We start from the raw sequence: 26,860 nt of genomic DNA on the forward strand, positions 1-26,860 counted from the left end.
GGCCGGAGGATGAGCGGCGTGGCGGCCGTGACGATGACGCCCGACGCGATTGCGGGCTCTCCTCTACCCCGCCGACCCGGGTAGAGGAGAGCCCTGTCGGTGCGGTCGCCCGACTCAGGCGACCTGGAACGAACGCTTCGACAGGCCCATGAAGTACCCCTCGATCGTCGTGGTGACGGGCCGGTCGGGCCGGTCGGCGGCGCCCAGGGTGACGAACAGCGGCGTGTAGTGCTCCACCGTCGGGTGCGCGTACGGCATCCCGGGCGCGGCGTGCGCGAAGTCGGCGAGCGTGTCGACGTCGCCGCGGGCGAGCGCGTCGGCGGCCCAGGCGTCGAAGTCACGGGACCAGGCGGGCGCCGGCGCGGCGCCGGAGACGTCCTCGCGGCGCAGGAACGGCAGGCCGTGCGTCATGAAGCCGGATCCGACGATCAACACGCCCTCGTCGCGCAGCGGCCGCAGCCGCCGCCCGAGGTCGAGCAGCGTGGTCGGGTCGTGCGTGGGCAGGCTCATCTGGAGCACGGGAACGTCCCCGGCGGGGTACATCACCTTCAGCGGCACCCAGGCGCCGTGGTCCAGCCCGCGCGCCCGGTGCTCGTAGACCGGCTCCGTGTCGGGCATCGCGGCGGCCACCCGCCGCGCCAACGCGGCGGCGTCCGGGGTGCGGTAGGTCATCTCGTAGTACCGGCGGGCGAAGCCGCCGAAGTCGTAGACCAGCGGCGTGCCCGCCGCGGTGCCGGAGAGGCTCAGCGGCGCGGACTCCCAGTGGGCGCTGACCACGAGGATGGCGGTCGGCTTGGGTAGGCGCCGGGCCCAGTCGAAGAGCTCGGTCATCCACCGGGTGTCCTCGAAGAGCGGCGGCGCGCCGTGGCTGAGGTAGAGCGCGGGCAGCGGCCCGTCGGCGGGGGACCAGACCCGCTGCGCGCGGGTGGCCGGCAACGCGGTCGCCAGGTGCCGGTCCAGCGGGTACACCGGCGGGGTCATCGCGGGTCCTCGGCGTCCGCGTCCACGCCGACCGGGCGCCAGGTGACGGTGAGCTGCTCGTGGGCGGCGAACCGGATCAGATGCCGGGCGACGACGTCCTCGGCGGCCGCGAGGCCGGCGGCGTCGGTCGCGTCGGCGAGCAGGATCAGGGCGCCGTCCGTGGGGGTGAGGGTGACGCGGCCACCCGTGGGAAACCGGAGCGTGCCCGTTCCGTCGGTCGCGAGCTCGGCCGGGATCTTGCGCCCCATGTGGCTGACCAGTTGCTTGATGTACCGCTCGGGACGGTCGGTCCGGACGGTTGCGGTGGTGGTGGGCATCGCGTCTCCTCGGAGTAGCGCTTGAGGTGTCAAGCACTGCCCCCACCATACTCCGGTTTATTGAGCATTCAACGAGTTGCCGGACGATGCCCTGCGCGACGTCGGCCGCCGGGTCCTCGCCCCGCTCCGCCGTCACCGACCGGAGGAGGCGTCGCCAAGGGGGCTGACGGTTCGCGTCGTGCCGTCGTAGCTGCGCGCCGCGACCAACGCGCCGACGACGGGCATCGCCCCCGCGAGGACGGCGCGGGCGTCCGGTGCGCGGTCGGCCGGCAGCCGCAGCGCCAGACTGAGGTGCGGCGTCCAGCCGCCGGGGGCGTACCGGGGGTCGCGCCGCGGCACGCCCTCGAGGACCCGCCAGACCTCGGCATGCGCGGCGCGCAGCGCCGCGTCCGGGTGCAGCAGCCAGACCAGCGAGCCGCGGTGACCGAAGTGGTGCAGCCCGCACAGGCGTACGTCGAGCGGCAGCGCCGCGGCGACAGCCGCGTCGAGCCGCCGGCGCACCACCGGCGTGAACCGGTCGGCGGCCGCGACGGTGACGTGCGGCCGGTTGGTGGCGTGCGGGTGGCCGGCGAGGCTGGGCAGACCGGCGGCGGCCAGCCGTTCCCAGGCCGCCCGCACCGCCGCCTCCAGCTCCGCCGCACCGAGCAACTCGACCGTCTGCACGACAGCTACACCACGATGCCGAGCCGGGCGATCGGCTCCAGCAGCTCCTCCTCCTCGTAGTCGAGGTGCGACAGCAGCATCTCCGACAGCCGGTCGAACTCCGCGCGCACCGCCGTCAGCCGGTCCGGGTCGTCGATCATCGCGACGAGCGCCTCGTCGAGGCGGGTCAGCACGGCGGCGATCACCTCGTGCTCCTCCCCAAGCCGGTCCAGCACCGGTCCGAGCTCCGGGTCGCCGTCACGCAGGTCGGGGAACATCCGCTGATCCTCGATCGTGTGGTGCACCGTCACGACGCGGCAGTAGGCGGCGCAGAACGCCCCGAGCGACCAGTAGTTCTGCCGCATCGACATCCGGTTGATCAGCGACCGCGCCGCGGCCGGGTCGCTGTGCCCGCTGGCGACCTGCTCGATCACCCCGCCGAGCTGCTCCAGCTCGGAGCGGAGGTTGTTGTGGAAGTAGACCAGGGCGTCCGCGCCGGACTGTCCGGTCTCGGTCCGCCGCGCCGCGGGACGCTTCGGCGCGCGCGGCCGGCTCGCCTCGTCGAGGTCGATCGCGTGTCCCGTGGTGCGCTCGGAGGGCGCCAGGTCGGCCTGCTCCGCGCGCTGCGGCACGGCCGTCCCGCGCGCGGCCGCGACGTTCTCCCGTACGCCGGGCGCCACCTCCTCGGCGAAGCGCCGCAGATCCGACTCGCCGGCCTGGCCCGGCGCGAGGATGAACCCGCTGATGCCCTGGGACAGCGCCAGCTCCGTCAGCTGCTCGATCCAGAGCTTCGGCGCGCCCTGCAGGAAGCCGCCCCCGCGGCTGGTGAAGCTGCCGGCGACGTTGTACCAGCGGCGGATCTCTCCCGGGTGCCGCCCGGCCGCCGACGCGGCCCGATCCATGATCTTGGCGAGCTCGCGGATCTGCTCCGGGGAGGCGTACATCGAGCTCGGGATCCAGCCGTCCGCCAGCCGGCCGGTCAGCCCCAGCAGCCGCGGCTTGTACGCGCCGATCCAGATGCCGATCGGATGCGCCGGCGGCGGCCCCGGCTCGGCGCCGTCGACCCAGTGATAGCGCCCGCGCAGCCGCACCGGCCCGCCGCCCGGGTTCCACAGCGCCCGCATCACCGCGATCGCCTCTTCGAGCGCGTCGATCGACTCGCCCGGCGTGCGCTCCGGTCCGCCCATCGCCGCGATCCCCTTCGGGAAAGCGCCGACCCCGAGCCCCATCTCGACCCGCCCGTCGCTGAGCACGTCGAGCGTGGCCGCGCTGCGGGCCAGCACCGCCGGCTGGCGCAGCGGCACGCTGATCACGTCGGGGAAGAGCGTCAGGCGCCGCGTCTGGGCGGCCAGCGACGACAGGAACGTCCAGGTGTCGAAGAAGCCCGCCTGGTACGGGTGGTCCTGCACGCCGAGGATGTCCAGCCCGACCGTGTCGGCGGTGCGGGCGAGCGAGACCGTCCGGTGGGGGTTGCCCGCGTCGGGGGTGACGAACGCCCCGAACCGCAGCGGGTGGCCGTAGTCGGTCATGCGGCGGTGCTCCCGGCGACCTCGAGCGGGGTGACGGTCTCGTCAGCCGGCGGCGGCCCCGGCGGGGTGCCGTCGCCGAACGGGCGGCCGCCGAGCGTCTCCCGGCCGTGCGGGGTGAGCCACTGGCGCAGATCCGGGCCGACCGCCACGATGCCGGTTGGGTTGATGGTGCGGTGCACCTGGTAGTAGTGCCGCTTGATGTGGTCGAAGTCCACGGTGTCCCCGAAGCCGGGCGTCTGGTAAAGATCCCGGGCGTACGCCCAGAGCGCCGGCATCTCGGCCAGCTTGCGGATGTTGCACTTGAAGTGCCCGTGATAGACGGCGTCGAAGCGCACCAGCGTGGTGAAGAGCCGGATATCGGCCTCGGTGATCGTGTCCCCGACCAGGTAGCGCTGGCGCTGCAGCCGCCGTTCCAGCTCGTCGAGGCGCGCGAACAGCGGGTAGACCGCCTTCTCGTACGCCGGCTGCGACTCGGCGAACCCGGCCCGGTAGACGCCGTTGTTCACGTCCCGGAACACGTCTTCGTTGATCGCGTCGATCTCGGCGCGCAGGTGCTCGGGGTAGAGGTCGGGGGCGCCGGGACGGTGCAGCGCCGTCCACTCCGTCTCCAGGTTCAGCGTGATCTCCGGGTAGTCGTTGGTCACGAGCTTGCCGCTCGGCACGTCCACGATCACCGGCACGCTGACCCCGCCGTCGTAGTCCGGGTCCCGCGCCAGGTACGCCTCGGAGAGGAAGCGGATGCCGAGCACGGGATCGCGGTCGTCGGGGTCGAGGGTGAAGCGCCAGCTCCGCTCGTCCTGGATCGGGTCGGTGACCGCGAGCGAGAGCGCGGACTCCAGCCCCAGCAGCCGGCGTACGACCAGCGCGCGACTCGCCCAGGGGCAGGCGAGGCTGACGACCAGGCGGTAGCGGCCGGGCTCGACCGGCCAGCCCGACGAGCCGTCGGCGGTGATCCGGTCGGTGAAGGCGTTCGGTGAGCGGACGTACTCGTCGCTCTTCTCGGTGTCGGTCATCTGCGCGCGCTCCTCGCAACTCGTCGCGGCCCGGTGCTTCCCCACCGATCTTGCCCGAGGACCCGGACGTTCACGCCCGGGCGGCACACTGACCGCGGCATGTCGCGGTGTGCCAGCTTCGGCGCCGCCCGGAACGCCCGCCGGCGCTCACGGCGTCGAAACGGGTGATCCCAGTGGAAATTGAAGCACCGGGAACTGAGGAAGCACCGGGAGTAGCCATGTCAGACCGCCGTAGTTCCGCCGGCGGGGTCGCGATGCTGTTGCTCGCCGCCGTCCTCGCCACCACCGGGTGCGGGGGCGGCGCCACCGTGGGCGGCGGGTCGGACCCCGATGCGTCCCCCGAGGAGCGTGTGACCGTGAACCCCTCCACCGCCACCACCATCGAGTGCGGGCAGCCGTTCCGACCGCCGGTCGACGTCGCGCTGACCATGACCGTCCAGTTCCCCACCGCCGTGTCGGCCGGCGTCGACAGCGTCGGCGGCACGGTCGAGGTCACGAGCCGCGAGGCGGTGCGGGGCGTCGGAACCCCGCGGGCCGGCGGATTCCTGGTCCGCGACGGTCGCGTCGTGACCGTTCCGCCGGCACAGGACGCGGCCGGGGTGCGGTGGGAGCTCGCCCCGGGTGAGCCGCTGCGGCTGCCCGGCGACGTTTCGCTGGTGTCGTGCGCGGCCGGCGGCAACACGGTCGGACCGGGCACGTACGAGCTGTACAGCCGGGTGGTGTTCACCCCCGACGGCGGGTCCACCGTGGAGTCGTTCGGCGGGCCGTGGCCGATCGAGGTGCGCTGAGACGCCGACGGCCGGCGACCGCGGGGCACGGTCGCCGGCCGCTCTTCCGCGGACGGTTCGGTCAGCCGGTCACGATGCTGACGCCGAGGTTCGCGGAGATGACGGTCCACGGCTGGGCGTAGCCGGTGACGCCGTTGGTGGCGATGACGTTGCCGCGGATCCAGGCCCCGGAGGCGTCCTTGGCGTAGAAGGAGCCGCCCGAGTCACCGGGCTGGATCATGGTCCCGCCCGTGAACGCGATCACCGGCGACTTGCAGCCGGTCGCCGTACACACCTGCGCGGTGATGCTGTTGGCGGTGTGCCCGCAGTTCTCGCCGGTGGTCCGGCCGCTGTGGCAGTAGTCGGTGTAGCCGACGTATGCGGTGCCGGCGGCGACCACCGGGATGCTGCTGGTGCTGGTCACGCCGCCGGTGAAGACGCGGCCCGAGTACGACCGGCCACCGATCAGCTCGAAGTCCATCGCGTCCCCGGTGACGCTGGCCAGCCGCCGGTCGGAGACCGTGCCGTAGTTGTTCGCGCCGGACTCGGTGGACACGCTGGTGCCGTTGGCCCAGCAGTGGCCCGCGGTGACCGAGAACCGGGTGCCGGCGGCGTTCTGCACGGCGTAGCCGGAGGAGCAGATCGCGCCGCCGGCCGTGATGCCGCCGCCACCGTAGTACGGCTGGATGTCGTCCCGCCGGTGCCACGCGTCGGTCGCGCTGGCGCGCCGCACCTGAACCCCGGTCGCGGCCTGCCGCTGCGCCGTGGCCGCCCCGGACAGGTCGGTCAACGCGGAGACGACGCCCGCCGGCGCGTCGGTCTCCAGGACGATGTTCCCGGTCGCCGGGTCCAGGTAGCTGCCGAACGTGTACCTGGTGCCGTTCGTCGCGACGTAGCGCGCGACCCGCGTCTGGATCGTCGCCAGCGCCGCGGTGGCGGCCGACGAGGCGGCCCGCACGCCCGCCGCCCGGTCCGGGGCGCGGCTCTCGTCGACCTTAGCGGCCGCGCGCGCAGGCTCCTTGTCCTTGCCCGGCGCCGCCTGCGCCGGCAGAGCCCCGAGAACCGTCAGCGCGGCGGTCGTGGCGACGACCGCGCCGACGAACGTCCTTTTCGTCTTGAGCATGTCGATCCCTTCCGTACGACTCCACGGCACGATGCCGCGGCCTCAGCACATGAGAAATCGACGGGGAGAAAAGGCATAGACTGTTGTCCGCGTTGCGACATGACGCGCCGGAAGAATGTCACTCGGTGTGCCATGATTTGTGGGCGCTCCCAGGGATTTCCGCAACAGTCGGCCCAGACCTTCGAAATCGCGCCCAGCGTGACGAGGCGCAGGTATCAGACATCCGTTCGCGATCCGCCGCGCGCCGGACCCGGAGTTTCGCATGTGTCCGACGTTTTCGTCCCGCCACCACATGCGACGGAGCCGCCGCCCGGGGGCGAGTATTTTTCGCTCATGACAGCGTCGTGACAAATTGCAGATAGATTGCTCCGGCTGCTCACCACGAATAGCCGGTGTTTGTCCGGATAACCGGCAGCGTATCGTCGATCCGCACGACATGCACGGTGCGGATGTCCCCGGTCATTCGCTACCGGAGCCGCCCCAGCAGCGCCTCGACGACCCGCTCGGTGTCGGCGGAGCCGCCGAGGTCGCGGGTCCGGGTGGTCGGCTCGCGCAGGCAGGCCTCGACCGCGGCGGTCACGTCGGCGGCGGCCCGCGGGTGCCCGAGGTGGTCGAGCATCATCGCGGCCGACCAGACCGCGCCGAGCGGGTTGGCCACGCCCCGGCCGGCGATGTCCGGCGCGGAGCCGTGCACCGGCTCGAACATCGACGGGTACGTTCGGGTGGGGTCGATGTTGCCCGACGGCGCGATGCCGATGCTGCCGGCCACCGCGGCGGCCAGGTCACTGAGGATGTCGCCGAAGAGGTTGGACGCGACGATGACGTCGAACCGGCCGGGCTGCAGCACCAGTTTGGCGGCGAGCGCGTCGATGTGCTCGGCGTCCCAGCGCACGTCGGGGTGCGCGGCGGCGCGCTCGGCGACGACCTCGTCCCAGAACGGCATGGTGTGCACGATCCCGTTGGACTTGGTGGCGGAGGTGACGTACGCGCGGCGGGTGCGGGCGAGTGCGAAGGCGTAGTCGGCGATCCGGCTCACCCCGGCCCGGGTGAAGACCGCCTCCTGCACCGCCACCTCGTCGGGCTGGCCGCGGTTGAGCCGCCCGCCGATTTCGCTGTACTCGCCCTCGACGTTCTCGCGCACCACCACGAAGTCGACGGCGCCGGGCTCCGCGCCCCGCACCGGGCTGGGCACGCCCTCGAAGACCCGGATCGGCCGCAGGTTGACGTACTCCCGGAAGGTCCGGCGGATCGGGATCAGCAGCCCCCAGAGCGAGACGTGGTCGGGCACGCCGGGCCAGCCGACCGCGCCGAGCAGGATCACGTCGCTGTCGCGGAGCCGGTCGAGGCCGTCGGCCGGCATCATCGCGCCCTCGCGCGCGTAGCGCTGGCACGACCAGTCGTACTCGTCGTACCGGAAGGCCAGGCCGTGCCGCGCGGCGACGGCGTCGAGCACGCGGCGCGCGGCGGCGGTGACCTCGACGCCGATGCCGTCGCCGGGAATCACCGCGATGCGCTGGGCGGTCATCAGCGCCCGAGTCCGACCGCCGCGATCATGAGCGGCAGGAGCAGCAGGATGAGGATCGCGCCCAGGACGTCGAAGGAGACGCCGGACCGGATCATCTTGGTGATCGGCACCACCCCCGAACCGTATACGACCGCGTTCTGCGGGGTGGAGACCGGCAGCATGAAGCCGAACGAGGCCGCGAACGTGGCGGCCAGCGCCGGCACCAGCGGATCGACCCCGGCCGCGGCCGCGATCGGGATGATGATCGGTACGACCACCGACGCCGACGCCGTGTTGCTGGTGGTCTCGGAGACGAGGATCGCGAGCAGCACCGCGAAGGCGGTGATGGCGAAGACGCTGGTCAGCCCGAGCACGTTCGCGCTGCCGGTGCCGATGGTTTCGGCGAGCCCGCTGCGCTGCAGCAGCGCGCCGAAGATCACGCCGGTGCCGAAGAGGACGACGGTGCCCCAGTCGATGCGGGCGGCGTCGCTCCAGCGCAGGGTGTACTCGCGGGTGCGCCAGTCGGTGGGCAGCAGGAAGAGCAGGGCGGCGCCGAGCACCGCGACGGTCCCCTCGTTGAGCCGTCCGCTGACGGTGTCGTAGATGGCCGAGTCGCTGCCGGCGACCAGCGCCACGATGCCCGGGGTGATCCACAGGGTCACGGTGACGAAGAACGCGATGAGGGTGTTCTTCTCCGCGCGCGACAGCGGACCGAGCCGGGCCCGCTCGGCGGCGACGTACTCGGCGACCCCGTCGATGCGCCGGATCTCGGGCTTGTTGAGCAGCAGCAGGATCGCGGCGAGGACGATGAACATCAGCAGGCAGACCGGGAAGGCGGTGGCCATCCATTCGGCGAACGAGATCCGCCGCCCGGTGGCCTCCTCGATCAGCGCGCGGCCGATCAGGTTGGGTGGCGTCCCGACGGGGGTGAGCAGTCCGCCGACGCTGGCGCCGTACGCCAGCATCAGCATCAGCGCCACCCCGACGCGCAGCCGGGTCGGGTCGAAATCGGCTGCGGCGATCCCCCGGTCCTGCATGAGCTTGGCGATGACCGCGAGGATGCCCAGCGCGGTCGGCAGCAGCATCGCCACGGTCGCGGTGTTGGAGACGAACGCCGACAGCGCGCAGGTGATGACGCCGAAGGCGACGATGACGCGGCCGGTGGTGCGGCCGACGCCGGGCAACGACAGGATGCGGAACGCGAACCGCCGGGCGACTCCGTGCTTGAGCATCGCCTGGGCGAGGATGAACGCGCCGATGAAGGTGAAGACCGTCGAGGAGCCGAAGGGTTCGAGGACGTCGGCGGCGGGCGCCACGCCGAGCACGACGATCACCCCGACGCCGATCAGCCCGCCGATCGGGATCGGCACCGGCTCGGTGACCCACAGGACGATCACGCCGAGCAGCACCCCGGCGAGGGTCTGCTGGCTGGGCCGCATGTCCAGCGGCAGGGCCAGGAAGACGATGGTGACCAGCGGCGCCAGCCAGAGGCCGATGGTCCGCCGGGAACGCTCGAAGCGTTCCTCCGTCGGGGAGAGCCGCTGCTCCCCCAGGCTGCGGTACGTGCCGCCGCCGAGCAGCGCCTCGTCGACGTCGGTCGGGCGGGCGGGGTGGGACGGGGTGTCGGTGGAGACCATTGCCCTACTCCTTGCGGGTCGCCGCGGGTGGACGGGGAACCAGCCGGAACGCTGTGGCGTGGGTCACATTCAGATGGGCATCGATCGTAACGGTTGGCGGCGTCGATGGGGGGATCACGGGGGTCCGCTGTACTGACGCGGGTCACGCCGCACCGGAGATGGCACGCCCGAATCGATGCGCTTCAACATGGAACGTCGTTAGACAACTCGTCCCGCCATCAACCCGTCGTGTCCGCCCAAAGCCCCCACGGTGAGCCGTCCATGCAGACCAGGAAGATCGGCGAAGTACAGATCCTGACTCCCCACTTCACGCCGGGGGTCCTCGTCCCGGTCACGCGGGCGCCGGCCGACGATCTGACCGAGGCGTACATCGCCGACCAGGCGTGGCCGCGCGCCCACTTCGTCGATTTCAGCCTGAGCCGAAGTCAGGTCGAGCGCGTCGACCTCGCCGAGACGCACTGGCGCGGCGTCGCGCTGTACGGCTGCCGGCTGGAGCGGGTCAACCTGACCGGCGCCACGCTGACCGGGGTGACGATGGAGCGGTGCCATCTGGTCGACTGTCAACTGACCGCCGTGCAACTCGCCGGCACCGCGCTGAAGAACGTCATCCTCGAGGACTGCCGCCTGGATCACGCGACCGTGCTGCACGCCCGGATCACCGGGCCGACCGCGCTCACCCAGTGCGACCTCAGCTATTCGCTGCTGATCCAGAGCCGACTCACCGGACTGGTCGCCCGGTCGTGCCGGCTGACCGGCCTGGAGCTCGACGACTGCGACATCACCGGCGCCGACCTGCGCGGCAACGATCTGCGGCCCGTCGCGCGGGGGCTGCTCAGCCTGCGCGGCGCCGTCGTCGAGCAGTCGCAGATCGGCGATCTCGCCGCGCTCGCCGTCCGGGAGCTGCAACTCCGGGTGCGGGCGGACGCGGACAGCCCGTGACGCGGATACGACGAAGGGCCAGCTCGAGGTGAGCTGGCCCTTCGCGGATCGATCCGGTGTCACCGATCGCCCGTGGGCTCCGGAGTCGGCACTCAGGCCGAGTAACCCCGGGTGGCCATCCAGTTGGCCAGGTCGATCGTGGTCATCTTGTAGTGCACGGCGCCCTGCGGGTTCGCCGGGTCGGCGATCTCCACCGTCCGGCCCTGGTCGCTGTAGCCGACCACGGTCAGGTAGTGGCCGCCGGGGAAGGAATGGGCGACACCGTCGGTGTCGTACGCGGTGCCGGCGATGTTCGCCACCACCGGGCGCCCGTCGCTCAGCGCGCGGACGATGTCGGCCTGGAGCTGGTCCATCTTGGCCGGCGTCACGGCCTCGCCCATCGACGTGGTCTTGTACGCCTCCCCACCGCGCACCTGGTTCAGCACCTTGGTGATCTCCACCGCGGAGTTGGTGCCGGCCTCGGTGGTGCCGAGCTTCGCGGCGATCTCGTCCTGGCTCAGATCGTGACCGCTCGCGCTCAGCGCGATCCGGGTCGCGGCCGGGCCGCAGTAGTAGAAGTTCGGCTGCAGCTGGTAGTCATGCTTGACGTCGGCGTTCGCCGGCTTCGACGCGATGTCGTCCAGCGGCTTGGTCGCCGGGGCCTGCGCCGCGGCCTGGGCCACGACCTGCGTGGTCGGCGCGTTCTGCGCGGCGGTGGCGGTCACGGCCGGGCCGGCGAAGGCGCCACCGACGAGCGCGAGACCCGCGATACCGAGCACAGCCTTACGGTGAGAAGTCTGGAAAATACGCGAAAGCTTCAGGGTCGTGTTCACGAGGGGTGCCTTTCTGATAAGGGGAACACGGTAAGAAACCGCCGTGCGCCTCAAGACATAGAGCGCCCCGGAATGAATACGGCCGGGGGGTTGAAGCCGCGGTAGAAGACGCTCGCGGCCCAAGCCCGAATGTTTGCCGTTCAGGCTTGCAGGAGATATAACAAGTGCGGTCCGTCCGGCATTCCGATCGGGGCCCGCGGGGTGAGCTGAAACGTTTACCACTCAGGCTCACGGGAGATATAACGGCCCGGCGCCGGCGCACATTCCGGCCGATGGCCGGGCCGTCTGTTCTTCGCTTGGGGAATTCCGGCGCACACGCGCCGAGACGGGCCGGACGGGCACGGACACGCCGAAACGGATGTTCGACGCGCCCGCGCCGTCACCGGCGCTCACCGGACGCCGACTCACGCGGCGTAGCCGCGGGTGGCGATCCAGTTCGCCAGGGTGTCGGTCGTCATCTTGTAGGTGACGGCGCCGGCCGGGTTCGCCGGATCGGCGATCTCGACGGTGTTGCCCTTGTCGCTGTAGCCCACGACGGTCAGGTAGTGGCCGCCCTCGAACGAGTGGCTACCGCCCTCGATGTCCGTCGCGGTGCCCGCGATGTTCGCGACGACCGCGCGGCCACCGTCGACCGCACGCACGACGTCGGCCTTCAGCTTGTCGACCTCGGCCGGCTTCGCCGTCGGACCCGGGATCGTCGTCATCTTGTACGTGTCGCCACCGAGGACGCCGTTCAGCACCCGGGTGATGTCCTCAGCCGAGTTGGTGCCGTCGGTGGTGGTGCCGAGCTTCGCCGCGATCGCGTCCATGTCCATGGCGTGACCGTCGGCGCTCAGCGCGATCCGGGTCGCGGCCGGGCCGCAGTAGTAGTAGTTGGGCTGTAGCTGGTGGTCGTGCGGCAGCGCCTTCGCCGGCGCGGCGTTGACCGCGAGCTCCGGCTTGGCCTCGGGGGCCTTCGGCGCCGCGACCGCGGCCTGCGTCGCCACGTGCGTGCCGGCCGGCGCGGCGTGCGCGGCCGAGACCGCGGGGCCGGCGACCGCGCCGCCCGCGAGCGCGAGACCGGCGGCGGCCAGGACAGCCTTACGAGCAGAACTGTGAGCGATGGCGGGCAGCCATCGACCGAAAATCGTATTCACGATGGAAACCCTTCCGTTTCGAGGAAAATCCGCGCGCGAGTCGCGCTGCGGGAAGACGCACCCGGAAAACGCCGGGGAGAAAAGGCGCCGCGATACCGCGGCGAAGAAGAATGGCGCTCGAGCATCGGTTGCTCAGGCGTACAGAGAATGTAACCGAGCCGGGGCGCGAGACATTCCAAAAAAGGGGGCGGCCAGCGGTTGTGCGCGCTAAGCTGCGGGCCGCGAGCGGGCGGACGCGGCAAACCGGACAGCCGGCACCATCAGGAACCGACATTCCGGACCAGGCACTCCCCGAACCGGATCCACCCCTGGGAACAGCTCAACCCGCGCGAGGGGGCGCAGCCCGGACGTCGGGTCGCACGGCGGCCGGATCGCGGGACGCGCCCCCGCGGCGTCAGACGGCGCGCGGATCGCGCCACATGGGCCACAGCGGCGGCCCGTCGAACGGCAGGTGGAACGGCGCCGCGGAGCGGTAGCCGTGCCGCAGGTAGAGCCGGCGGTTGTCGCCGTTACTGGCCTCGAGGTAGGCGGGAATGCCGGCCCGGTCCAGCGCGGCGTGCTGGTGGCGCAGCAACGCCGCGCCCACCCCGCGGTTCTGCCGCGGCGGCGCGACCGCGAGGTACGCCAGATAGTGATGCGGGACGGTCGGATGGTGGTCGGCGAACGCGGCCGCCAGCGCGGCGAACCGGTCCGCGAACGGGGCACACGCCCCGGGTAGCCGCTCCGGGCGCTCGGCGGATTCCGCGGGCGGCCGCATCCGCAGCTGCCACAGCGCGACCGCGCTCTGGTCGGTGGCGAGGTGCACGTAGCCGCCGCGCAGCGCGCGCTCCACCTCCTGCCGGAAGAACGCGAGGTAGGCGTCGCGGCGTCGACGCGGGTCCGGCACCAGCCAGTCGGCGACCGGCCCGGTCAGGAACGCCTCGGCGAGCAGCGCGGTGATCACGTCGGTGTCGGCGGTCGTGCCGGTGCGGATCGCGACCGCCGGTCGGGTTCGGGTCATCGGGGGCCTCCCTCGGGTCGGCTCAGACGCGGGCGTGGCTGGCGGGTCGGGCGGCGGCGGGCACGGTGGGCGGCGGCGGCACGGTGGCGCTGGCCGCGCCCCACCCGATCGCGGCGTAGACCCGTGGCCGGGCGGCGCGCAGCAGCAGTGCCCAGCCGAGACCGAGCAGCGCGGCGACGCCGTAGCTGGCCGGGAAGAGCCACCGCAACGGCGAGGTCGGCGCGACGCCGAGCAGGACGGCGAACTCTCGGATGGTCACCACCAGCACGGTGACCAGGGCGAGCGTCGCGAGCGCCGGCGCCAGCGCGCGCCGCCACGCGGGCTCCTCGTGCGGATCCCGCGCGAAGAAACCCACGACCGCCGCGGAGGTGCCGGCCATCAGGATCAGCACGCCGAGCCCGCCGGTCACGGTGACCCAGAAGAACAGGTGCAGGATCGGGTCGAGGCCCGCCACGGCGTACCCCAGGAGCACCCCCAGCGCGAGCAGGCTCTGGGTGAGGGAGCCGAACAGCGGCGCCCCGGTGCGGGGGTTCGTCCGGCCGAGCGCGGCCGGCACGACCCGCTCCCGGCCGAGCGCGAACAGGTAACGGGCGACGGTGTTGTGGAACGCCAGCAGCGCGGCGAACAGGCTGGTGATGAAGAGCAGGTGCCCCACGTCGACGAGCGTCGGCCCGACGTGCGGCGCGACGAGGGTGAACATCAGCTCGGTGCCGTCGGCCCGGGCGGCCTCGACGATCCGGTCCGGGCCGGTCGCCACCGACATCGCCCAGGACGACAGCGCGTACAGCAGACCGGTGACGGCCACCGCGATGTACGTGGCGCGGGCGATCGTGCGCTTGGGGTCCTTAGTCTCCTCCGAGAACACGACGGTGGCCTCGAAGCCGACGAACCCGGTTATCGCGGTGACCAGCGCCGCGCCGATGCCGGCGGCGAAGATGTGCGCGGGCGCGAGGGTGGCGAAGTCGACCACCCGGCCGGCCGGATGGGCCACCATGACCAGGTCGAAGACGACCGCCACCGCGATCTCCAGGATCAGCATGACCGCCAGCACCCGCCCGTTGAGGTCGACCCGCAGCACGCCGAGCGTGCCGACCACGGCCCAGCCGAGCAGCGCGCACGCCCACCAGGGCACGGCCCAGCCGAGTCGCCCGGCGAGGTAGTCGGCGAGCACCGCGCCGAACCCGCCGTACAGGCCGATCTGCATGGCGTTGTAGGCGAGCAGGGCCACGAACGCGGCGCTCACCCCGGCCGGCCGGCCCAACCCGTGGCTGACGTACGTGTAGAAGGCGCCTGCGTTGACGACGTGCCGGGACATCGCGACGTAGCCGACCGCGAACAGGGCCAGGATGACCGCGACGGCCAGGTAGGACACGGGGATGCCGACGATGCCGGTCACCGCGTACCCGGTGGTGGCGCCGCCGGCGACGACGGTGAGCGGCGCCGCCGCCGCCATCACGAAGAACACCACGCTGGGGATGCCCAGCCGGTTGCTCGCCAGCACCGCGGAGACGGCGCCGGCACGGGGATTCGGGGCAGGGGCGGACATGGCTGCGCCTCCAGGGGGGTGAGGGGACGAGGGGGGAATCAGGTCCGGCTGCTGAGCACGCCGCCGCCGATGGCGACGCCGGTCTGCACCAGCAGCTCGCGCAGTGGGGGCCACGCGGCGTCGGTGAGCTCGTGCAGGTAGTCGCGCGCCGCGCGGGGCGCCCCCGCCAGCACGTGTGCGTCCAGGCCGGTCTGCACGACCAGGCCGGCGAGCGCGACCTCCTCGGGGGTCAGCTCCTCGGCACGTTTGATCTTTGTGGCGAGTTTGATCCAGCACCAGGCCGCGACGTTCATGTCGGCCGGCACGTAGACGGTCGCGGTGCGCCACATCCGGCGCGACTCCTCGCGGCGGACCAGTCCCTGTCGCCACAGCCGTTGGCCGACCCGCTCGCCGGCGTCGTGCGACAGGAAGTCGAGCCAGATCCGCACCCCGGTGTGCTCGGCTTCGGTGACGAGGTGGTCGAGCACGGTGTGGGCGAGCGGATCGGGCGGCGGGGTGCGGTCGACGACGGCCAGCCGGCCGCGGTCGATCAGGATCCGGCGCGCGTAGAGCAGCTCGGCGAGCAGGCCGGCGGCCAGGCCGTAGGCCATCGCCCGGGCGTGCAGCCGGGGCCGGCCGGTCACGTCGTGGTGAGCGGCGAGGTAGAACCTGTCAGCCAGGCGCACGGGCGGGCCTCCCGGCCGCGGATGGCATGACGACATGTCGCGTCTCCAACGGCGGATCGGGCCGCGGCCGCCGATGCCCCCGACGCCCGCGTACGGTCAACAACGTCGCTGACCGTACGCGGGGAATCACGCTATTGCTGTGACGAGACGGTTACAGGTTTCGATACGCAGCCGGCCGTCCACCGTGGAGCGCCGGCGTCGGCGCGCGCTCAGCGCAGCCGATCCTGCGTCCGCACCACGGACAGCGAGTACGGCGGCAGCGTGATCGTCGCGTCGCGCCCCGGCGCCACCACCGACCTCGCCGGCGGATCGTTGCGCCCGGGGCGGCCCCCGTTGCGCTTCTCCGGGATCCACCGCCACTGCTCCCCCGAGTACTGGAAGAGGTCGAGGGCGCCGGGCAGCGGCTCCCGGGCGCCGTCCCCGGTCCGCATCAGCCGGACGGTCACGGGCTTCTTCGGGTCCTTGTTGAACAGCATCACCGACAGCCGGCCGTCCGGGCGACGCACCGGATAGGCGGTCACCTGCGGATGCCCCCCGGCGGTGCGCAGATCGCTGGTGGCGGCGAAGACGGTGTGCTCGCCGGTGCCGGGCTGCGCCCACTGCGCGTTGACCAGCTGAGCCGCGTGGAACGTGACGATCGGCCGGATCTTGAATTCGTCGTAGAACTGGAAGAGCATCAGGTTCCCCCACGTGTCGCAGGGCTTCCCCTCCTTCTCCTGGAAGACCCAGTTCGGCTCCAGTCCGTAGAAGTAGCTGGTCTCGCCGCCGAGCGCGAGGAACTGCACGGCCGTCTCCGCGTTCACGATCGCGCCCGGCAGCTCCAACTCCACCTGCCCGGCGAACGACGAGTAGCCGTACTCCGTGATCACCTTCGGCACCTCGGGCGGCAGGCCGGCCGCCTCCTGCCGACGCATGAGCGCGGCCAGCAGCGCGGGATGCTGCGCGACGGGCCGGGCCGGGTCGGCGCAGACGTCGTCGAACGGATACCACTCGAAGGAGAAGAAGTCGAACTCCGCCATCGCGTCGCGGGCGCGCAGATACGCCACGAAGCGCCCGGTCCACGACCGACTCGACGCGCCGGCCTCCGGCCAGGCGAACCAGTCCGGCAGCACCGTCTGGTAGCCCGGCCCGCCGAACTCCACGTCCGGGTCGACTTTCTTCATCGCCCGCGCCATCTGCAGATACAGCGCGGCGTAATCCTCCGGCTGCGCCAACTGTCCGTCCGGCTCCTCGCCGATCTCGATCCGCTGGACCGGGAAATCCTGGTCGCGCAGGTACCGCAGCAGCGCCGCGGCGTCCTCCGGCGTCCCGTACAGCGCCGGCACCGGCACCATCATCGGCTGCCCCGCGGTCAGACCGCTGGCGTACGTGCGGGCGAAGCTGGCGTGCTCGTAGTCCGTGTCCACGTCCACCGCGCGGTGCCACGGGTCCGTCGACGACGTGTACATGGTCGTCTGGCCCTGCGACGGCTTGTGGGTGATGTGGTCGACGAAGCCGCGGCCCCCCTCGTAGCCGATCGACAGCTCCCGCACGGCGTACCCGAGGCGGTCCCGGACGTCGGTCGAGCCGGCCGGCGCGGTGTCCGAGTCGGCCGTCATCAACACCCGGACGAACTGCGCCTTGAGCGGGGTCTGCGCCACCCGGACGGTCTGGGTGCCGCCCTGCCCGGCGTGCCGACCCGCCGGAAAGTCCTTCCAGCCCACCTTGCCCGGTTCGGCGGGATGCAGGGCGTCGGAGCCGGTCCAGTACTGGACCCGGAACCGCGTCGCGTAGGGCGTCCCCCACCGGATTGTGACCTGGTCGATCGGCAGGGCCTCGGGGAACGCCGCCAGCATCCACTGCGGATGGCGGGCGTCCGGCTCGCCGGTGAAGTGCGAGTCGAGGTAGGGGTTGCTCTTCCAGAAGGTCCGGGGGTCACCGTCGGCGAGACGCGAGTAACCGTCGTTGTTGGCCTGGTCGATGGTGTTGCCGCGACGCGGCAGGTGGTATCCGTACGAGACGCCGGGGTCGTGGTCCATCGTGGTGTCCGAGGTCCAGTAGCCCTGCCGCCGGGCGCTGTCGCTCCAGCGGCCCTGCGGGTTCCAGTGCCAGGCCTTCACGCCGAGCTCGGTGCGCAACCGGTAGCTGAGCGAGCCGAAACCGGCCGACCGCATCGCGGCGAGGTTCTCCGGGGTCCAGACCTCGTTGATCTCGCCGCCCTCGAGCCCGTCGACCCCCGCGCCCAGCGCCGGGCTGCCGTTGAAGGTGTTGACCGGCCGGTCCAGCGCCAGCTCGACCGTCCCGTCCGGCGGCAGTCGCGGATCGGCCGGGGAGGGCGTGCCCACGTACGCGGCGGCGACCAGGACGACCCCGGCCGTCCCGGCGAGCGCCCCGACCAGGACCGGCGTCCGCCGCCATGCCGACAACCGCCGTCGCACCGTCCGCGGGCGCGTCGACCGCCCCGGGCCGGACGTCTCTTCTTCCCACACGGAGATTCCCCATTCAACGTTGTGAGTTCGGCGAAGCTCTTTGTCGGCCGAGCACCGCCTCCGGCGGCGACCGCGAGTCGTGGCGGTCCGCCGCCGGTGCGCATCGACGTACATCGGGTCAACGAATCGACCGCGGTCGTGCGGCGTGGCCATTTCGGTCAGACGAGACGGCCCGAACGGGTGAATGGGAGGGCCGGGCGCGGCAACGGCCCGGTAACGCAGAACCCCGTCGATCGGGGACTGCCATCCGTGGATGGAGGTCCCCGATCGACGGGGCGAGGGGCCGACGCGGTTACGCGCCGGTGATCATCGAGACGATCTCGTTGCGGGTGGTCGCGGCGATGTCGCGGGTCCCGATGTGCCTGCCGCGGCGCAGCACCGTCACCCGGTCGGCGATCCGGAACACCTGGTCGAGGTTGTGACTCACCACCAGCACTGCCGCGCCGCGTTCGCGCAGGCGCATGATCAGCTCCTCGACCTTCGCGGTCTCGGCGACCCCGAGCGCCGCGGTCGGCTCGTCCATCAACACCAGGCTGCTCGCCCAGTGCGTGGCCCGGCAGATCGCGACCGCCTGCCGCTGACCGCCGGAGAGTTCCCGGATCGTCGCCTTGGCGCTCGGGATCCGCACGTCGAGCCGGTCCACCAGCTCCTGGGTCTCGCGGGCCATGCGCCGCCGGTCGAGCAGCCGCAGCGGGCCCCGCGTCAGCTCCCGGCCGAGGAACATGTTCATGTAGACCGGCTGCGAGTCGACCAGCGCGAGGTCCTGGTAGACCACCTCGACGCCCTGCCGCCGCGCGTCGGACGCGTCCCGGAACGACACGGGCCTGCCGTGCATCCGCAGCTCGCCCTCGCTCGGCTGGTAGACACCAGAAATGATCTTAACCAGGGTGGACTTGCCGGCCCCGTTGTCGCCGACCAGCGCCACAATCTCCCCGGCGCGCAGCTCCAGGTCGAACCGCTCGATCGCGACCACCCCGCCGAACTGCTTACGGATGTTGCTCAGCTGCAGCGGCACGCCGCCGGCTCCCGGCCCGGCCCCCGGGACGGACTCCTCGATCACCGTGCTCACGATGCCCTCCCTGCGATGACGGTGGGGTTGATGTCGGCCGGGCCGATCGGGTCGGAGCCGTCGGCGGCGTAGACCCCGGCGACGGCGGGCGTGCCGGCGCGCACACCGGTGATGCCGGCGGTCAGCGCCCGGGTCACGAAGGCCTGCGGCCGGAACCCGAAGATGACGGTGTCGCCGGGCGCGACGGTCGGCGCCTCGCGCACGTCGGCCATCGCGTAGTAGTCGATCGCCTCCGGCGCCGGCATCTCCACGTCGACCAGGTACGCGTCGTCGATCGTGCCGCCCTGCGGCACGATCAGCGCCCGCGTCGCGCCCAGCCCGAGCACCGGGTCGACGTAGAGGCCGCCGCCGAAGACGTACGCGTGGTCGCCGTAGCGGTGCGAGACCTCGCTGACGTAGAGGACCGCGGGCTCCTCGACCAGGTCCTCCACCGCGTGCCACGGCGTGGTGCCCGTCAGCCCGTGGCCGGGCTCGACCTGCGTGGCGCCCGCCTCGGCGAGCATCGCCAGCATCGCCGCGGAGGTGGTTCCCGGCGCGTTGACCTCAATGTCGTCGCGGCCGGCGGCGCGCAGCCGCTCGACGGCCGCGCGCAGCGTGCCCAGGTTGGGCGTCGGCACGACCTTCCCCGCCTCGGCGTCGAACAGCTGCGCCGGGAAGGTGGTGATGCCCGCGAAGTGCGCGCCGTCGAGCGCATCCAGCCGGTCGGCGACCGCGACGACGTCGGAGGCGGCGAAGCCACCCTCGTGCCCGCGGTAGAAGCGGTCGCCGGCGGCGACGATGCGGGCGAGCAGCGCCTGGTCGCGGCCGAGCGCGGCGCTGGCCGCGGCCGCCTCGCGCGCCTTGGTGTCGTTGAAGACCGTCCAGAACCGCGGGTTCAGCGCGGCCGCGGTCGCCGCCTCGTGCCGCGGGATCTGGACGAGGTGGCCGAGGTGGCCGATGCCGAGCCCGCCGCGGGCGTCGGCGAGCGCGCACTGCAGGTCGACGCCGACGGCCTCGGTGATGCCCGCCGCGGCGATGGTGCGGCAGAAGTCCGGGTTGCGCCCCACCTGCTTGGTCATCGCGAAGGCGGCCAGGCCGAGCCGGTCGGCCTCACGCCGGATCGCGGCGGCGTTGGCCGCCACCGTGTCCAGATCCAGCGCGTACGTGTTCGCGGGCAGCGCCCCGGTGTGGTGCAGTTCGGCGGCGGCCCGCAGGAAGCGGGGGTTACGGCGCCGCAGCAGCTCCAGAAACATGACTGGCCTCCAGGTCAGCTGCGCTTCTCGCGCAGCGAGAGCGACACGGCGATGAGGATGATGGCGCCACGGGCCATCATCTGCTGCGAGACGGAGAGCCCGGCGAGGATGAGGCCGTTGTTGAGCATGCCCATCAGCAGGCTGCCCAGCAGCGCGCCGACGATCGAGCCCTTGCCGCCGAAGAGGCTGGTCCCGCCGACGATCACCGCGGCGATCACCGTCATCAGATCGGCCTCGCCCAGCGTGTAGCGGGCGCCCTGCAGGCGGCCGGCGTAGAGCAGGCCGGCCAGCGCGGCGCACATCGCGCTCCCCATCAACACCATGATCTTGACGCGCGCCACCTTGATGCCGCTGACCCGGGCCGCGCCGATGTTGTCGCCGACCGCGAGGGTGTGAGCGCCGTAGCGGGTCTGCCGCAGCACCACGTAGCCGACGACGACCGCCGCGATCGACCAGACCACCAGCCCCGGGATGCCGAAGACGTCGCCCTGCCCGAACAGCGACAGGAAGGCGTCGTTGGCGACCGGCACCGACTGCAGCCCGGTCACCTCGCGCGCCAGGCCGGCGACCGCGCCCATCGTCGCGAGCGTGACCAGGAAGGACGGCAACCTGACCAGCGTGACGAACAGGCCGTTGACCAGACCGACGAGCGCGCCGGCACCGAGGCCGGCGGCCGCGCCGTACAGCATGTTGTCGGTGGCCCGCAGCGTGACCGCGGCGATCAGCGCGGAGAGCGCCACCACCGAGCCGATCGACAGGTCGATCTCGCCGGCGGAGAGCACGAAGACCAGTCCGACCGCCATGACCGTGATCGGCGCCGTCTGAATGACGATGTTGGTGAGGTTCGTCGTCGTCAGGAAGCCGTTGGCGCCCTGGGTCACGGCGAAGAAGAGGAACACGACGACGAATCCGATGTAGACGACGTACTCGCGCCAGTTGAATCCGCGCAGGCGAGGTCCGCTCCTCGCCTTCAGCGCGGCGTCGGCCTGGGTCATCTGTGGTCCCTTCGCTGGTTGAGAGAACTGATCCGGTCGCCGTGCCGGTGGGCCAGCGCCCGCGGCCGCCCGGTGGAGATCGCCGCGCGCCGGGCCGCCGCGACGGCGCCGATCAACCCGGCACGGTGGCCGAGCTGACTGGTCTTGACGATCGGGCCGCCGGTGCGCAGCGCGGCGACCCAGCGGCGTACCGGCTCGAGCAGCTCGGCACGGGACCCGATGCCGCCACCGAGGACGACCGCCTCGGGGTCGAGCACCGCGGCGACGGAGACGACGGCCAGCGCGATGTAGCGGGCCTCGTCGTCCAGCGCCGCCCGGGCCCGCGCGTCACCGGCCGCGGCGCGGTCGAAGACGTCCGGCACGGTCGTCTCCTCGCCGCTCGCCGCCGCGTACCGGGCCGCGAGCGACGCGCCGGCGACCGCCTCCTCGAGCGCGCCCCGCGCCTGGTTGGCGGGGTCGAACGGGTCGGTGCCGATCGGCAGGTAGCAGATCTCGCCGGCGGCGCCGGTGGCGCCCCGGATCAGCTGGCCGTCGGCGACGATGCCCATGCCGATGCCGGTGCCGACCGCGACGAAGACGAAATCACGGTGGTTGCGGCCGCCGCCGACCCACTGCTCGCCGAAGGCCGCCATGTTCACGTCGTTGTCGAGCACCACCGCGTGCCCGAGCCGCCGGACCAGATCGTCGTGCACGTCGACGTCGGCGAAGCCGGCGACGTTCGGGGCCAGCTCCACGGCGCCGGTGGTCGGGTTGTGCGCGCCGGGGATGCCGACGGCGGTGGTCCGCACGTCGCTCCAGGCGACGCCGGCAGCGTGGGCCAGCTCCCGTACCAGGGTGGCGATCTGCGCGGTGACCGCCGCGCCGCCACGCGGATCCGTGCCGACCGCCTCCTCGACCAGGATCCGTCCGGTGAGGTCCGCGAGCGCCGCCCGCACCTTCGTGCCCCCGAGATCGACCCCGGCGACGTAGCCGGGGTCGACCAGCGGCGGCAGTTCCGGGGCCGCCATCAGCCAATCGTCAGGAGACGGGCTGGGTTGCGCACCAGCATCTGGTCGAGCTCCTCGTCCGAAACCCCCAGCTTCGCCAGGTCGGCCACGAACTCCTTGCCCAGGTACGAGTAGCCGAGCTGGCCGTGCGTGCGCGGGTTGAGGTAGGCCTCCGCGCCCGTCATGTCCATCGACAGCAGGATCCGGTCGGCGAACCCGTCCCGGACCAGTCCGGCGAGGTTCGCCAGGCGCGCCCGGTCCGGACGGTAGTACGCCCGCTTGCCGAACTCGCCCTCCGGCGGGTCCGCCGGCAGCGGCGCGAGCACGAAGTCCCAGAACTGCTTGCCGATGGTGTCGAAGGCGATGTTGACGCCGGTGGCGAGCACGGCGCGCAGGTAGGCCGGGTCGGGGTGGATGTCCATGTGCCCGATGACGACCCGGGACAGGTCGGCCTTCTCCTCGCGCAGCAGCTCGACCTGCTCCAGCGCCATCGTCCCGTGCGTGGTGTGCGTGTTGATCGCCAGCCCGGTGGCCACGTGCGCCCGGGCGGCGGCGCGCAGGCACTTCTCCTCGTGCGGGGTGATCTCGTTGAGGCCGGTGGCCTGCTCGCCGAAGATGCCGACCTTGATGCCGGTGTCCCCCACGCCGTGGGTCGCGTCCGTGACGAACCGGTCCCGCATCTCGTCGAGGCTGGCCTCGAGCGCCCACTTCGGCGAGTACGGCTCCAGGTAGATCGACGAGCCCGCGACGACGTGCAGGCCGGTGCGTTCCGACACCTCGCGCAGCAGCGTGACGTCGTGCCCGACCACCTCGTACGGGGACAGGTCGACGATGGTGCCGAAGCCCAGCTCGGCAAGGCCCTGCACCGCCTTGACGGCCAGGTCGGCGCGGTCGTCGGCGACGCCGCCGGACAGCCACGGCCCGGGCACGAGCGAGCCGAGGTGCTCGTGCGGCAGCACCCGGCCGAGCTCCTCGGGGGCCACCGGCCCGCGGACTGTCTGGACGTACCCCATGATCTTTTCTCCTTGCGCGGGGTGGAGGGGGTGGGCGCGCGGAAGGGCCGTACGCGGTGACGGCCCTTCCGCGCGGCCGGTGCTACTTCTTGAGGACCTCGGCGGGGGCGTCCGTGCCGAAGTCGTCACGCCACGCCTCGGCGATGTTGTCCTTGGTGGCCGCCATCGGCTCGGTGACGGTCAGCGCCGGGGCCTTCTTGCCGAGCAGGCCGTAGGCCGCGACGATGCCGAGGTTCTGGCCGACCCGGGTGGAGCCGTTCGCGACGATGCCGACGACGTTGCCGTCGGAGACCATGTCGGCGGCCAGGTTGGCCTCCAGGTCGTTGGTCACGATCTTCAGGTCGTTGCGGCCGTTCTGCCGGGCCGCGGCGAGCACGCCCTCGGCCGCGGTCGCCCACGCCACGTAGACGCCCTTCAGCTCCGGGTTCCGGGTGATCATCGCGTTGGCGATGTCCTCGGTACGGGCCGGGTCCGAGAAGCCGGCCTCCTCGACGATCTCGATGTCCGGGTAGAGGTAGCCCAGCCAGTCCTTGAACGCCTTGTCGCGCTGGTTGGTGAACCAGAAGTCGGCATCGTGGTAGAGGTAGCCGACCTTGCCCTTGCCCCCGAGCGCCTTGCCGATGAGCTCGGCGTTGGCCTTACCGAACGCGGTCAGGTCGACGGTCACGATGCCGACGATCTCCTTACCCGCGGTGAAGCCCTTCGGCGGCGTGGTCATCACGACCACCTTCACGCCCTGGTCGACGGCGGGCTTGAAGGCCGCGGCCGCGGCGGTCGGGTCGACCGCGATCGTCACGATCGCGTCCGGCTTGAGCGCCAGCACGGTCTGAACGTTGTTGGCCTGCTTGGCGGCGTCGAACTCGGCGCTCGTGCTCGCCACGACCTTGATGCCGAGCTTGTCGAACTCCGCGCGCACCCCGGACTCGACGGCCTTGGTCAGCGCCGAGCTCTCGTGCCACACGAACGCGGCGGTGTAGTTGCCGGCCTTGACCTTCGCCTCGTCCTCCGGCGTCAGCTTCAGCTGGTCGGCGGCGGTCGGGGTCTCCCCGTTGGGGCCGGTGAACGAACGGCTCGGTTCGGTCCGGGCCGCGTTGGACCCGCTCCCCCCGCCGTTGCTGTCGGATTTTCCGCTCCCGCACGCGCCGGCCAGGAGCACCAGGGCAGAGAGGCCGGCAACCGCCGCCACTCGCCTACGGCTGATCTTCATCGATCGTTCCCTTTCGAACCTGTAGCTCCCGAGGCCGGCGCCGCCGCCCGGCCGCCGGCACGGGCCCCGCGTCGCGGGGATCCGTATCCGCCGAACCGTCGGGCAGAGCCGCTGGTCGAGCCTGGTGAGCAACCAATTTCGCTCAGGCTGAGAGTATTAGGCGCGGTCACAGGAGCGTCAAGGGCCGCAACGGTCGAGTCTCGGGGCGTCTCGGCACGCTGGAAGCGTACATATCGAGTCCTATCCGGCCAACTCACCCTACGTGCCTGCGTTGACCATGCACACCCGGCACCCCTAGCATTTCGCGTTGAAAAGAAGGCGTGCACTGACCGAGGTACGCCGCAGGCCCCGGCGGAGGTGGGACAGGTGGAATCCCAGGCGCCCCGACGCGCCAACCGGTCGGCCGTCCTGGCCCACGTGCTGGCCCACGGTCCCGTCACCCGCGCCGTCATCGGACTCCAGACCGGGCTCTCCCCCGCCACCGTCTCCCGGATCGTGGAGCAGCTCCTCGACGAAGGGCTGCTGACCGAGACCGACGCGGCCGCGACCCCCGCGCGCGGGCGTCCCGCCACCCCGGTCACGGTCGCGGCCGAACGCGCCGTGGTCTGCGGCGTCGACGTCGGCGGCTCGAACGTCCGCGTCGTGGTCGCCGACCTGGCCGCCACGCCGCTGGCCACCCGGACCGTGCCCACCCCCGGCCACGTCGACGCCGCGCAGCTGGCGCACTGGCTCGCCGATCTGATCACCGACACCGTCGGCGACCACTCGACCCGACTGGACTGCGTGGCGCTCGGCCTGCCCGGCGCGGTTCGCCAGGACGACCGCACCGTCTCCAACGCCCCCAACCTGCGCCAGGTGGAGGACCCGCGGTTCCTGCGACTGCTGGAGGAACGGCTCGACGGCCGCGTCGAGGTTGACAACGACTCCAACTACGCGCTCCTCGGCGAGCTGCGCTTCGGCGCCGCCCGCGACGCCGAGACCGCCGTGATGTTCACCGTCGGCGCCGGGCTCGGCGCCGGGGTCGCCCTGGAACGACGACTCTTCCGCGGCCGCAGCGGCCTGGTCGGCGAGTTCGGGCATCTACCGGCCGGTCCGCTCGGCTCCGCCCTCGAACAGCTCATCAGCGGCCCCGGCATCCTCAGCCGCAGCCGGGAACTCGGACTGCACTTCGACAACCCCGCCGACGTGTTCCGCTCCACCGACCCCCGGCTGGTCGCCGTCCGACAACACGTCGAGCAGGCGCTGCTCATCGTGCTCACCGCCGCCGTGGTCGCGTACGAGCCCGAGGTGATCGTGCTCGGCGGCGGCATCTCGCACGCGTTGGAACCCGAACGCCTCGGCGCGCGGCTGCGCGACATCCTGCCCGCCGCGCCCGGCGTCCAGAGCGCCGAACTCGGCGACCTCTCCGGCGCGCTCGGCGCCGTGGTGGCCGCGCTGCACACCGCGTACGGGCGGCTCGGCCTCGCCGATTCCGATCTCGCGCACGTGCCGCACCGGGACGCGCTGGCCGGTGTGGACCTGCAGAAGATGTCCACACCGGACATTCCACGACCGGCGCCCCTTGCGCTGACCTGACGGCCGGAGCGGCTGCCGCTGGCGGCACGCAGCGTCGCGTCGACGGCCGGCGGATATGCCGGTGGGCGCCTTCCCGGTTGGGAAGGCGCCCACGTGGCGTGTGTTGTCTGTGCTGTTGTTGAGCGGTGTCAGTGCTGGGCGGCCAGGCCGGCGTACGGGCCGACACCGTAGGTGCCCTGCACGATCTCAGCGGCCATCTTCTCCCACTGCGCGTAGTGGTTCGGGAACGCCGAGACCTGCACCGTCTGCGCCGCCACCGTCAGCGGCATCTTCTCGTAGCCCTCGACGTTCTTCAGACCCGCGTAGAAGGCCTTCGCCGAGTAGTTCGGGTCGGTGATCTGCTCCGGGCTACCCCAACCCGAACTCGGACGCTGCTGGAACAGCCCCAGCGAGTCATGGTCGTTACGGTCACCGAGGTGACCCAGGTTGTCCAGCTTCGACTCCTGCAGCGACGTCGCGATCGCGATCACCCACGCCCGCGGCGGCAGGTTCATCTGCTTACCCGCCTCGATGATCGCCTTCGCATTCGCCATCCGCTCCGGCGTCATCTCATACGTCGACTGGTCAGCCGGCATGCCGTTGGTCATCAGCTGCTCGACCGACGGCGCGGCTTCCTTGTTCTCGGCCTGGGCGACGACCTGCTGGGCGACGGCAACGTTGGTCACCGCCGGCGCCTCGGTGGCGCCGTGCGCGGCCGAGGCCGG

The 26,860-nt window shown here is 72.0% G+C and carries 24 protein-coding genes; 3 read left to right on the forward strand and 21 right to left on the reverse strand.

Annotated elements, in window-relative coordinates; genetic code table 11:
• Positions 1-114 precede the first annotated feature (114 nt).
• The 5 genes from BLW47_RS14820 to BLW47_RS14840 all read right to left on the reverse strand — a co-directional run bounded on the left by BLW47_RS14820 (position 115) and on the right by BLW47_RS14840 (position 4,482).
• Entirely contained in the window at positions 115-981 is an 867-nt protein-coding gene (locus BLW47_RS14820; RefSeq protein ID WP_091556658.1) for a dioxygenase family protein, read from the reverse strand.
• Positions 978-1,298 (reverse strand): DUF2218 domain-containing protein, encoded by a 321-nt coding sequence (locus tag BLW47_RS14825; RefSeq protein ID WP_091556660.1) that lies wholly within the window; start codon positions 1,296-1,298, stop codon positions 978-980. The genes BLW47_RS14820 and BLW47_RS14825 overlap by 4 nt, the downstream gene beginning before the upstream one ends.
• Positions 1,299-1,430: 132 nt before the next feature.
• Complete coding sequence (locus BLW47_RS14830; RefSeq protein WP_091556662.1) at positions 1,431-1,961, reverse strand: 2'-5' RNA ligase family protein; 531 nt, start codon at positions 1,959-1,961, stop codon at positions 1,431-1,433.
• Between the two features lie 5 nt (positions 1,962-1,966).
• Complete coding sequence (locus BLW47_RS14835) at positions 1,967-3,469, reverse strand: LLM class flavin-dependent oxidoreductase (RefSeq protein WP_091556664.1); 1,503 nt, start codon at positions 3,467-3,469, stop codon at positions 1,967-1,969.
• A complete protein-coding gene (locus BLW47_RS14840) occupies positions 3,466-4,482 on the reverse strand; it encodes a glutathione S-transferase family protein (RefSeq protein WP_091556667.1) in 1,017 nt (338 codons plus the stop codon). The genes BLW47_RS14835 and BLW47_RS14840 overlap by 4 nt, the downstream gene beginning before the upstream one ends.
• A gap of 218 nt (positions 4,483-4,700) precedes the next feature.
• Between BLW47_RS14840 and BLW47_RS14845 the strand changes: the two genes are divergently transcribed.
• Positions 4,701-5,270 (forward strand): hypothetical protein, encoded by a 570-nt coding sequence (locus BLW47_RS14845; RefSeq protein WP_139307303.1) that lies wholly within the window; start codon positions 4,701-4,703, stop codon positions 5,268-5,270.
• Positions 5,271-5,331: 61 nt separating this feature from the next.
• Here the strand turns inward: BLW47_RS14845 and BLW47_RS14850 are convergent, their stop codons facing one another.
• From BLW47_RS14850 to BLW47_RS14860, 3 genes are all read right to left on the reverse strand, one after another.
• Complete coding sequence (locus BLW47_RS14850) at positions 5,332-6,372, reverse strand: chymotrypsin family serine protease (RefSeq protein WP_091556671.1); 1,041 nt, start codon at positions 6,370-6,372, stop codon at positions 5,332-5,334.
• A gap of 466 nt (positions 6,373-6,838) precedes the next feature.
• Complete coding sequence (locus BLW47_RS14855) at positions 6,839-7,897, reverse strand: tartrate dehydrogenase (protein ID WP_091556673.1); 1,059 nt, start codon at positions 7,895-7,897, stop codon at positions 6,839-6,841.
• Positions 7,897-9,513, reverse strand: a complete 1,617-nt coding sequence (locus tag BLW47_RS14860) for an SLC13 family permease (RefSeq protein ID WP_091556675.1) — start codon at positions 9,511-9,513, stop codon at positions 7,897-7,899. The genes BLW47_RS14855 and BLW47_RS14860 overlap by 1 nt, the downstream gene beginning before the upstream one ends.
• A gap of 261 nt (positions 9,514-9,774) precedes the next feature.
• Here BLW47_RS14860 and BLW47_RS14865 point away from each other — a divergent pair, with 261 nt between their 5' ends.
• Complete coding sequence (locus BLW47_RS14865) at positions 9,775-10,452, forward strand: pentapeptide repeat-containing protein (protein WP_175543636.1); 678 nt, start codon at positions 9,775-9,777, stop codon at positions 10,450-10,452.
• A gap of 92 nt (positions 10,453-10,544) precedes the next feature.
• On the opposite strand, the gene BLW47_RS14870 is transcribed toward BLW47_RS14865, so the two are convergent.
• The 12 genes from BLW47_RS14870 to BLW47_RS14925 all read right to left on the reverse strand — a co-directional run bounded on the left by BLW47_RS14870 (position 10,545) and on the right by BLW47_RS14925 (position 24,581).
• A complete protein-coding gene (locus BLW47_RS14870) occupies positions 10,545-11,210 on the reverse strand; it encodes a C39 family peptidase (protein WP_342709323.1) in 666 nt (221 codons plus the stop codon).
• Positions 11,211-11,668: 458 nt separating this feature from the next.
• A complete protein-coding gene (locus BLW47_RS14875; protein ID WP_425435399.1) occupies positions 11,669-12,400 on the reverse strand; it encodes a C39 family peptidase in 732 nt (243 codons plus the stop codon).
• 394 nt (positions 12,401-12,794) lie between these two features.
• Positions 12,795-13,400: a GNAT family N-acetyltransferase gene (locus BLW47_RS14880; RefSeq protein WP_091556679.1), complete on the reverse strand. Its 606-nt coding sequence runs from the start codon at positions 13,398-13,400 to the stop codon at positions 12,795-12,797.
• A gap of 22 nt (positions 13,401-13,422) precedes the next feature.
• A complete protein-coding gene (locus tag BLW47_RS14885; RefSeq protein ID WP_091556681.1) occupies positions 13,423-14,946 on the reverse strand; it encodes an APC family permease in 1,524 nt (507 codons plus the stop codon).
• Positions 14,947-14,984: 38 nt separating this feature from the next.
• Positions 14,985-15,611, reverse strand: coding sequence for a GOLPH3/VPS74 family protein (locus tag BLW47_RS14890; RefSeq protein WP_175543637.1), 627 nt, complete (start codon positions 15,609-15,611; stop codon positions 14,985-14,987).
• 209 nt (positions 15,612-15,820) lie between these two features.
• Positions 15,821-18,016 (reverse strand): discoidin domain-containing protein, encoded by a 2,196-nt coding sequence (locus BLW47_RS14895; protein ID WP_091556686.1) that lies wholly within the window; start codon positions 18,014-18,016, stop codon positions 15,821-15,823.
• A 355-nt stretch (positions 18,017-18,371) separates the two neighbouring features.
• On the reverse strand, positions 18,372-19,148 hold the full coding sequence (locus BLW47_RS14900; RefSeq protein ID WP_245736647.1) for an ATP-binding cassette domain-containing protein: 777 nt from the start codon (positions 19,146-19,148) through the stop codon (positions 18,372-18,374).
• Entirely contained in the window at positions 19,145-20,380 is a 1,236-nt protein-coding gene (locus tag BLW47_RS14905) for an alanine racemase (protein WP_091556687.1), read from the reverse strand. Before BLW47_RS14905 ends, BLW47_RS14900 begins: the two co-directional genes overlap by 4 nt.
• Before the next feature lie 14 nt (positions 20,381-20,394).
• A complete protein-coding gene (locus tag BLW47_RS14910) occupies positions 20,395-21,375 on the reverse strand; it encodes an ABC transporter permease (protein WP_091556689.1) in 981 nt (326 codons plus the stop codon).
• Positions 21,372-22,382, reverse strand: a complete 1,011-nt coding sequence (locus BLW47_RS14915; RefSeq protein WP_091556691.1) for an ROK family protein — start codon at positions 22,380-22,382, stop codon at positions 21,372-21,374. The genes BLW47_RS14910 and BLW47_RS14915 overlap by 4 nt, the downstream gene beginning before the upstream one ends.
• Positions 22,382-23,374, reverse strand: coding sequence for a phosphotriesterase family protein (locus BLW47_RS14920; protein WP_091556693.1), 993 nt, complete (start codon positions 23,372-23,374; stop codon positions 22,382-22,384). The genes BLW47_RS14915 and BLW47_RS14920 overlap by 1 nt, the downstream gene beginning before the upstream one ends.
• A gap of 82 nt (positions 23,375-23,456) precedes the next feature.
• Positions 23,457-24,581 (reverse strand): substrate-binding domain-containing protein, encoded by a 1,125-nt coding sequence (locus BLW47_RS14925; protein WP_091556695.1) that lies wholly within the window; start codon positions 24,579-24,581, stop codon positions 23,457-23,459.
• 366 nt (positions 24,582-24,947) lie between these two features.
• Here BLW47_RS14925 and BLW47_RS14930 point away from each other — a divergent pair, with 366 nt between their 5' ends.
• Positions 24,948-26,156, forward strand: a complete 1,209-nt coding sequence (locus BLW47_RS14930; protein WP_091556856.1) for an ROK family transcriptional regulator — start codon at positions 24,948-24,950, stop codon at positions 26,154-26,156.
• Between the two features lie 128 nt (positions 26,157-26,284).
• Here the strand turns inward: BLW47_RS14930 and BLW47_RS14935 are convergent.
• The coding region (locus BLW47_RS14935; RefSeq protein ID WP_217634830.1) for a hypothetical protein at positions 26,285-26,860 on the reverse strand (576 nt) is incomplete at its 5' end.

Source organism: Micromonospora pattaloongensis, from assembly GCF_900107255.1.
GTDB lineage: Bacteria > Actinomycetota > Actinomycetes > Mycobacteriales > Micromonosporaceae > Micromonospora_I > Micromonospora_I pattaloongensis.

What these genes read in the sequence shown, in the direction of transcription:
- BLW47_RS14820 (WP_091556658.1), bottom strand. Translation starts at nt 981, where the DNA reads ATGACCCCGCCGGTGTACCCGCTGGACCGGCACCTGGCGACCGCGTTG.
- BLW47_RS14825 (WP_091556660.1), bottom strand. Translation starts at nt 1,298, where the DNA reads ATGCCCACCACCACCGCAACCGTCCGGACCGACCGTCCCGAGCGGTAC.
- BLW47_RS14835 (WP_091556664.1), bottom strand. Translation starts at nt 3,469, where the DNA reads ATGACCGACTACGGCCACCCGCTGCGGTTCGGGGCGTTCGTCACCCCC.
- BLW47_RS14840 (WP_091556667.1), bottom strand. Translation starts at nt 4,482, where the DNA reads ATGACCGACACCGAGAAGAGCGACGAGTACGTCCGCTCACCGAACGCC.
- BLW47_RS14845 (WP_139307303.1), top strand. Translation starts at nt 4,701, where the DNA reads ATGTCAGACCGCCGTAGTTCCGCCGGCGGGGTCGCGATGCTGTTGCTC.
- BLW47_RS14850 (WP_091556671.1), bottom strand. Translation starts at nt 6,372, where the DNA reads ATGCTCAAGACGAAAAGGACGTTCGTCGGCGCGGTCGTCGCCACGACC.
- BLW47_RS14855 (WP_091556673.1), bottom strand. Translation starts at nt 7,897, where the DNA reads ATGACCGCCCAGCGCATCGCGGTGATTCCCGGCGACGGCATCGGCGTC.
- BLW47_RS14860 (WP_091556675.1), bottom strand. Translation starts at nt 9,513, where the DNA reads ATGGTCTCCACCGACACCCCGTCCCACCCCGCCCGCCCGACCGACGTC.
- BLW47_RS14865 (WP_175543636.1), top strand. Translation starts at nt 9,775, where the DNA reads ATGCAGACCAGGAAGATCGGCGAAGTACAGATCCTGACTCCCCACTTC.
- BLW47_RS14880 (WP_091556679.1), bottom strand. Translation starts at nt 13,400, where the DNA reads ATGACCCGAACCCGACCGGCGGTCGCGATCCGCACCGGCACGACCGCC.
- BLW47_RS14885 (WP_091556681.1), bottom strand. Translation starts at nt 14,946, where the DNA reads ATGTCCGCCCCTGCCCCGAATCCCCGTGCCGGCGCCGTCTCCGCGGTG.
- BLW47_RS14905 (WP_091556687.1), bottom strand. Translation starts at nt 20,380, where the DNA reads ATGTTTCTGGAGCTGCTGCGGCGCCGTAACCCCCGCTTCCTGCGGGCC.
- BLW47_RS14910 (WP_091556689.1), bottom strand. Translation starts at nt 21,375, where the DNA reads ATGACCCAGGCCGACGCCGCGCTGAAGGCGAGGAGCGGACCTCGCCTG.
- BLW47_RS14915 (WP_091556691.1), bottom strand. Translation starts at nt 22,382, where the DNA reads ATGGCGGCCCCGGAACTGCCGCCGCTGGTCGACCCCGGCTACGTCGCC.
- BLW47_RS14920 (WP_091556693.1), bottom strand. Translation starts at nt 23,374, where the DNA reads ATGGGGTACGTCCAGACAGTCCGCGGGCCGGTGGCCCCCGAGGAGCTC.
- BLW47_RS14925 (WP_091556695.1), bottom strand. Translation starts at nt 24,581, where the DNA reads ATGAAGATCAGCCGTAGGCGAGTGGCGGCGGTTGCCGGCCTCTCTGCC.